The organism is Faecalibacillus sp. H12 (assembly GCF_013361255.1).
Taxonomy (GTDB): Bacteria; Bacillota_I; Bacilli_A; order Erysipelotrichales; family Coprobacillaceae; genus Faecalibacillus; species Faecalibacillus intestinalis.
The window spans coordinates 1-5,924 of the sequence record NZ_JABWDK010000055.1 but is presented as its reverse complement, the minus strand read 5'-3'; the positions used below and the strand labels follow the sequence as shown (position 1 = coordinate 5,924).

Below are 5,924 nucleotides of genomic sequence, written 5' to 3'. Positions count from 1 at the left end.
TGTGTAATTTAGGAGAAATGATAGCCAGAGAAAATATAGAAAAAGGACATTCTATTGGGCTTGAACAAGGATTAGTACAAGGACAAAAATTGGAAAGAAGAAAGAAAAATATTGAATTAATAACAAATTTGATGAATAGCTTAAGTATTTCGTTTTCAAAAGCAGTTGAATTGTTAAAAGTTTTTGAAGATGAAGTTTTAGAAATAAAAAAATATTTTGAAGCTTAATGGTATTTGCTGGTAAGGACGATATTTTGTCCTTGCTTTTATTTTTGATGACAAAAAATAGATGTAAATAGCTAGAAATGATAACGTTTTTGGGAAATGCTTGTGATAAAATAAACATGAGGAAAAAGGAGACGTATTATGAATACTTATGAACATTTATTTACACCTATTAAAATAGGAAATACAACAGTAAAAAATCGTATTTTTATGCCACCTTTATCAACTAATCTTGCAGATAAAGGTTATGTAACAGATGCGTTAGTAAAGCACTATGCAGCTAGAGCAAAAGGTGGAGTAGGGCTTATTGTAACTGAAGTTACAACTGTAGAACCTACATATACATATTTACCAGGAGATATGTCAATCTATGATGATTCTTATATTCCTGGATGGAAAAAACTTGTAGACGCAGTACATCAATATGATACTAAAATCTTATCACAACTCTTTCATCCAGCTTATATGGCTTTTCCAATTCCTGGGACACCACAATTGATAGCTCCTTCTAATGTAGGACCTTATTATGCTAAAAGTGCCCCTCGAGAAGTAACAAAAGAAGAATTGAAAGTGATTGTTAAACAATTTGGTGAAGCTGCTTTACGTTTTAAAAAAGCAGGGGGAGATGGTGTAGAAATCCAAGCTGCTCATGCACATGGTTTATTAGGAGGATTTTTAACGCCTTTATATAATAAAAGAACAGATGAATATGGTGGAGATATTCATGGAAGATTACGTTTAACTTTAGAAGTTATTGAAGAAGTAAGAAAACAATGTGGTAGAGATTTTATCATTGATGTGCGTATTTCAGGAGATGAATACAGTGATGGTGGTTTAACACTTAATGATATGATCTATGTCTCTAAACAATTAGAAAAAGCAACCGTTGACTTTATTCATGTTTCTGGAGGAAATACCATTAAAAAAGGAAGTTCAATGCCAGCAAGTGGAACAGCTCCGGCACCACATAAACATGCAAGTGAAGAAATTAAAAAACATGTATCTATTCCAGTGGCAACAGTTTCGCGTATCAACGAACCTTGGGTAGCAGATGAGTTAATCGCTAATGGTGTTTGTGATGCGTGTATGATTGGTCGTCCTAATTTATGTGATAGTGAATTTGCGAACAAAGCAAAAGCAGGAAAAATAGATGAAATTAGACCATGTATTGGTTGTGGAAGATGTTTAACAGGAATTATGTTTGGTAAACCAATTAGTTGTACAGTCAATCCAGCTGTTGAAAAAGAAGAAATTGATGAAGCTCCTGTTAAGAAAAAAGTACTTGTTGTTGGTGGTGGACCAGCAGGAATGGAAGCTGCTTATGTCGCTAAAAAACGTGGACATGAAGTTGTTTTATGTGAACAAAGTGATCGTTTAGGTGGTCAATTAAATATTGCTTGTGTGCCTATTGGTAAACAAGAAATTACTAAAGTAGTTAAATATATGAAGAGCCAATTAACAGGTGTTGATGTTCGTTTAAATACAACAGTGACTAAAGAAATGATTGAAAATGAATTTAAAGATTATGAAGTGATTACAACAGTAGGCGCAACACCTAAAGAAATCGAACCTTATAAAGTCTTTAAACAAACAATGACGGCTGATGATATTTTATCTGGTAAAAAATTCCCAGGTAGAAAGATCGTAATCATTGGTGGTGGTTCTGTTGGTTGTGAAACAGCAGATTATTTAGCACCATTGATTAATGATTTATTCCCTACAAATAGAGATATTACTTTAATTGAAATGACTAAAGGATTAATGACAGGGGAATCTGGAGCAACGAAATCATTGCTTACAAGACGTATGATGGAAAAAGGTGTGAAGATTGAATTAAATTCTAAGATCACTTATGTTGATGAAAATACTATTAAATATGAAAAGAATCATCAAGAATATGTTCTAGATGATGTTGATACATTAGTTTTTGCAGTTGGTTATAATCCAGTTGCTTCACCAATTGAAAATGCGCATTTAATTGGTGATTGTCAAAAAGTAGGAACATTAAAAGATGCTATTACAAATGCATATCAAATAACAAAGGAGATATAATAATATGAAACTATTAGAACCAATCCAAGTAGGGAAAATGACATTAAAAAACAGAATTATGTTTCCACCTCTTACAACAGGGTATGAAGAAAGAGATGGATCTATTGGACAAAGAAGTTTAAGTTTTTATGAAAGATTAGCAAAAGGTGGAGCTTCTTATGTTGTTATTGGTGACGTAGCTCCTGTACGTACAGCATCACCAACACCAAAACTTTATAGTGAAGAACAAATACCAGCCTTTAAAAAACTTGCGGATACATTACATCAATATGATTGTAAAGTGGCTTTACAAATCTTCCATCCAGAATATGATGTTCCTGGTGTTGGAAAAATGATTATGGAAGCAGGAATAGCTCGTCAAAATGCGGCTAAAGCAAAAGCTGAAGGAAATGAAGAAGAGGCTGTAAAACAAACTGAATTAGCACAAAAGCTTACGAAAGATGCTTATGCTAAATTACATCATGATATGCAACATTTTGTAAATGAAGCAACAGTTGAACAATTAAATCAAATTAAAGAAAGTATTGCGAGTTGTGCGCATAAAGCAATGCTTGCTGGTATTGATGCGATTGAAGTTCATGGCGATCGTTTGTTAGGTTCTTTATGTTCTGAAGTATTAAATCATCGAAGTGATGCATATGGTGGTTCTTTTGAAAATAGAATTCGTTATGCTTTAGAAGTTGTTAAAGCAATTAAAGAAGCTGCACCTGATTTAACAATTGAATATAAACTTCCAATTATTACTTTAAATAAAGATGGAAGTTTGAGAGGTAAAGGTGGTTTAAAAGAAGCTGAAGGAATTGCTTTTGCGAAAAAACTAGAAGAAGTAGGCGTTGACATGATTCAAGTGGCTCAAGCTAACCATACAGGAAATATGGGAGATACGATTCCTCCAATGGGAGATGTTCCTTATAATTGGACATTACCAGTTGCTAGAAAAGTTAAAGAAGTTGTTTCTATTCCAGTAGCAACAGTAGGTAGAGTAGTAAGTGTAGAAGCTGGTGAAAAGATCTTAAATGATGGTGATGCTGATATGATTGGTTATGGACGTTCTTTATTAACTGATCCTGATATTGCTTTAAAAGTGAAAAAAGGTGAATGCATTCGAGAATGTTTAAACTGTAATAAAGGATGCGTTGATGCAATTCAAAATAGACAATACATTTCATGTGTTTTAAATGCTGAAAATGGAAATGAAGCTACTGTTTCAATTAAACCAACAAATAATCCACAAAAAGTTGTTGTTATTGGTGGAGGAATTGCTGGTTTAGAAGCAGCAAGAGTTGCTGCTGTTAAAGGACATACAGTGACTTTATTTGAAAAAGCAGATCATTTAGGAGGACAAATCAATATTGCCTCTGTTCCACCAAGAAAAAATGAAATCTTAAGAAGTGTTGAATATTATCAAAAAGTATTACCTACATTAAATGTAGATATTCATTTAAATGAAGAAGCAAAAGATATCAATAGTTATGATTATGCTATTATTGCTGTAGGGGCACATAATATGGAAATGCCAATTCCTCATGATAACAGCAATATTGTTTCTAGCTGGGATGTTTTAAACGGACAAGAAGTTACTGGTGATTGTGTGGTTATTGGTGGAGGTTTAGTAGGTGCTGAAACTGCTGAATATCTAGCAAACAAAGGTCATCAAGTGACAATTGTTGAAATGATGGATAAAATTGCTGCTGGTGAATCTACAACTGTTTTACCATTAATGATGAAAGACTTTGCAGATCATAATGTTAAGCAATTAGTAAATACAAAAGTAGATCATATTGAAAACAATATTGTCTATACAGCAAATGATCAAATCAAAGCAGATACAATTATTAATGCTTTAGGATCAAAGAAAAATATCTTTGATGATTCATCTATTACAATTCCTCATGTATGTGTAGGTGATTGTTCTGGTGAAAGAACTGCTGATATTGCAAGTGCTATTAGAACAGCTTATAAAGCTGCTAATGAAATAGGTTAATAGATAATAATGTAATAGAATGTATAATTTTGAAAGTTTTTGTATCACAGTACAAAAACTTTTTAATTTTAAATATTTATTGTATTGCAATGTGATAAAGAGGTGATGCATTTATGATTATCGAAAGAAAAGAGTATCTAAACAAGTTAATAACATGGAAAGATAAACAATTGATTAAAATTGTAACAGGGGTAAGACGATGTGGAAAATCAGTACTTTTAAAAATGTATCAAGATTATTTAAAAAATAACGGAGTTAAAGAAAGTCAAATTGTAACTATTAACTTTGAAGATTTGGATTATGAAGAATTAACAAATTATAAAAAATTATATAATTATTTAAAAGAAAAACTTATACCAAATAAAATGACGTATATCTTTTTGGACGAAAGTCAAAATGTAGATCAATTTCCAAAAGTATTAGATAGTCTTTATATTAAAGATAATGTAGATATTTATGTAACAGGGTCTAATGCTTATATGTTATCAAGTGAAATAGCGACAATGATTTCAGGAAGATATATTCAGATAGAAATGTTGCCGTTATCTTTTAAAGAATATATGGAAAGTACAGGAAATATGAATGATAGAGGAATAAAATATACAGAGTATTTACAAAATAGTTCATTTCCATATGCTCTTCAGTTAAAGAATCAACCTGATGAAATACGTGATACCTTGAAGGTATTTATAATACAATTGTTGTAAAAGACATTGTCCATAGAAAAAATATAACAGATACAATGATGTTAAAGAGAGTTTTAAAATTTGTATTTGATAATATAGGCAATCCTTTATCATCTAAAAAAATTTCAGATACAATGACATCATTGGGAAGAAAAATAAATTCAAGGACCGTAGAAAAGTATTTAGAGGCTTTCAGTGAAAGTTATATTATATATCCAGCTAAAAGATATAATATTAAAGGAAAAGAGTATTTAAAAGCACTAGAAAAATATTATATTGTGGATATTGGGATGAGATATATGTTATTGGGCTCTAAAATGATGGATACAGGACATATTTTAGAAAATGTTGTGTATTTAGAATTATTGAGAAGAGGATATGATGTATATGTTGGTAAAATTGATAATTATGAAGTTAATTTTGTTGCACAAAATCATAAAGGTACAATTTATTATCAGGTAGCTCTTACTGTAAGAGATGAAAAAACACTTCAAAGAGAATTAAGACCACTCCAAGCTATTCGTGATCATTATCCTAAAGTTATTTTAACAATGGATGAAGATCCAGAAATTCAATATGATGGTATTAGACGTATTAATGCAAGAGACTGGTTATTAGGTTTAACTGATTAAAAATGTTTAATTTTAGAACTATAAAATAGTGACTTATAATTTTTAAGTACTTCAAAATATGAAAAAGACAAAATAAGTATGTAAGTTTTCCAACATATTTATTTTGTCTTTTTTCTGCATCATACAATTAGCTTATTTACTTACTATCGATATTCGATAATAAGTAAAAAAACAAAACTTTTTATTTATATCATTACTAACCAGCAGTATTTTTTACTCAACGACATTACTTTATTTTTTTATGTCAAAAAAATTAAAAATAATAATTTATAACTGTTGATTATTATATTGAGGAGCTAACTATATAAAATTCAAGTGATTTTATGAAAAAGTTTGAAAATATTTA

At 30.5% G+C, this 5,924-nt stretch carries 5 protein-coding genes; all 5 read left to right on the top strand.

Features of this window, described 5'->3' with window-relative positions:
* Nucleotides 1–227, top strand: a 227-nt coding sequence (locus tag HUU89_RS14285) for a hypothetical protein (protein WP_217498505.1), incomplete at its 5' end; no start/stop codon positions are given.
* 138 nt (nucleotides 228–365) lie between these two features.
* Nucleotides 366–2,276, top strand: coding sequence for an FAD-dependent oxidoreductase (locus tag HUU89_RS14280; RefSeq protein ID WP_022000837.1), 1,911 nt, complete (start codon nucleotides 366–368; stop codon nucleotides 2,274–2,276).
* A gap of 4 nt (nucleotides 2,277–2,280) precedes the next feature.
* Nucleotides 2,281–4,260, top strand: coding sequence for a bilirubin reductase, long form (bilR, locus tag HUU89_RS14275; RefSeq protein WP_175302110.1), 1,980 nt, complete (start codon nucleotides 2,281–2,283; stop codon nucleotides 4,258–4,260).
* Nucleotides 4,261–4,373: 113 nt separating this feature from the next.
* Nucleotides 4,374–4,967, top strand: coding sequence for an ATP-binding protein (locus HUU89_RS15195; protein WP_254697794.1), 594 nt, complete (start codon nucleotides 4,374–4,376; stop codon nucleotides 4,965–4,967).
* Nucleotides 4,968–5,002: 35 nt separating this feature from the next.
* Nucleotides 5,003–5,578 carry an ATP-binding protein gene (locus HUU89_RS15190; protein ID WP_254697793.1) on the top strand — a complete coding sequence of 192 codons (576 nt, stop codon included), beginning with the start codon at nucleotides 5,003–5,005 and terminating at the stop codon, nucleotides 5,576–5,578.
* Nucleotides 5,579–5,924: the final 346 nt, after the last annotated feature.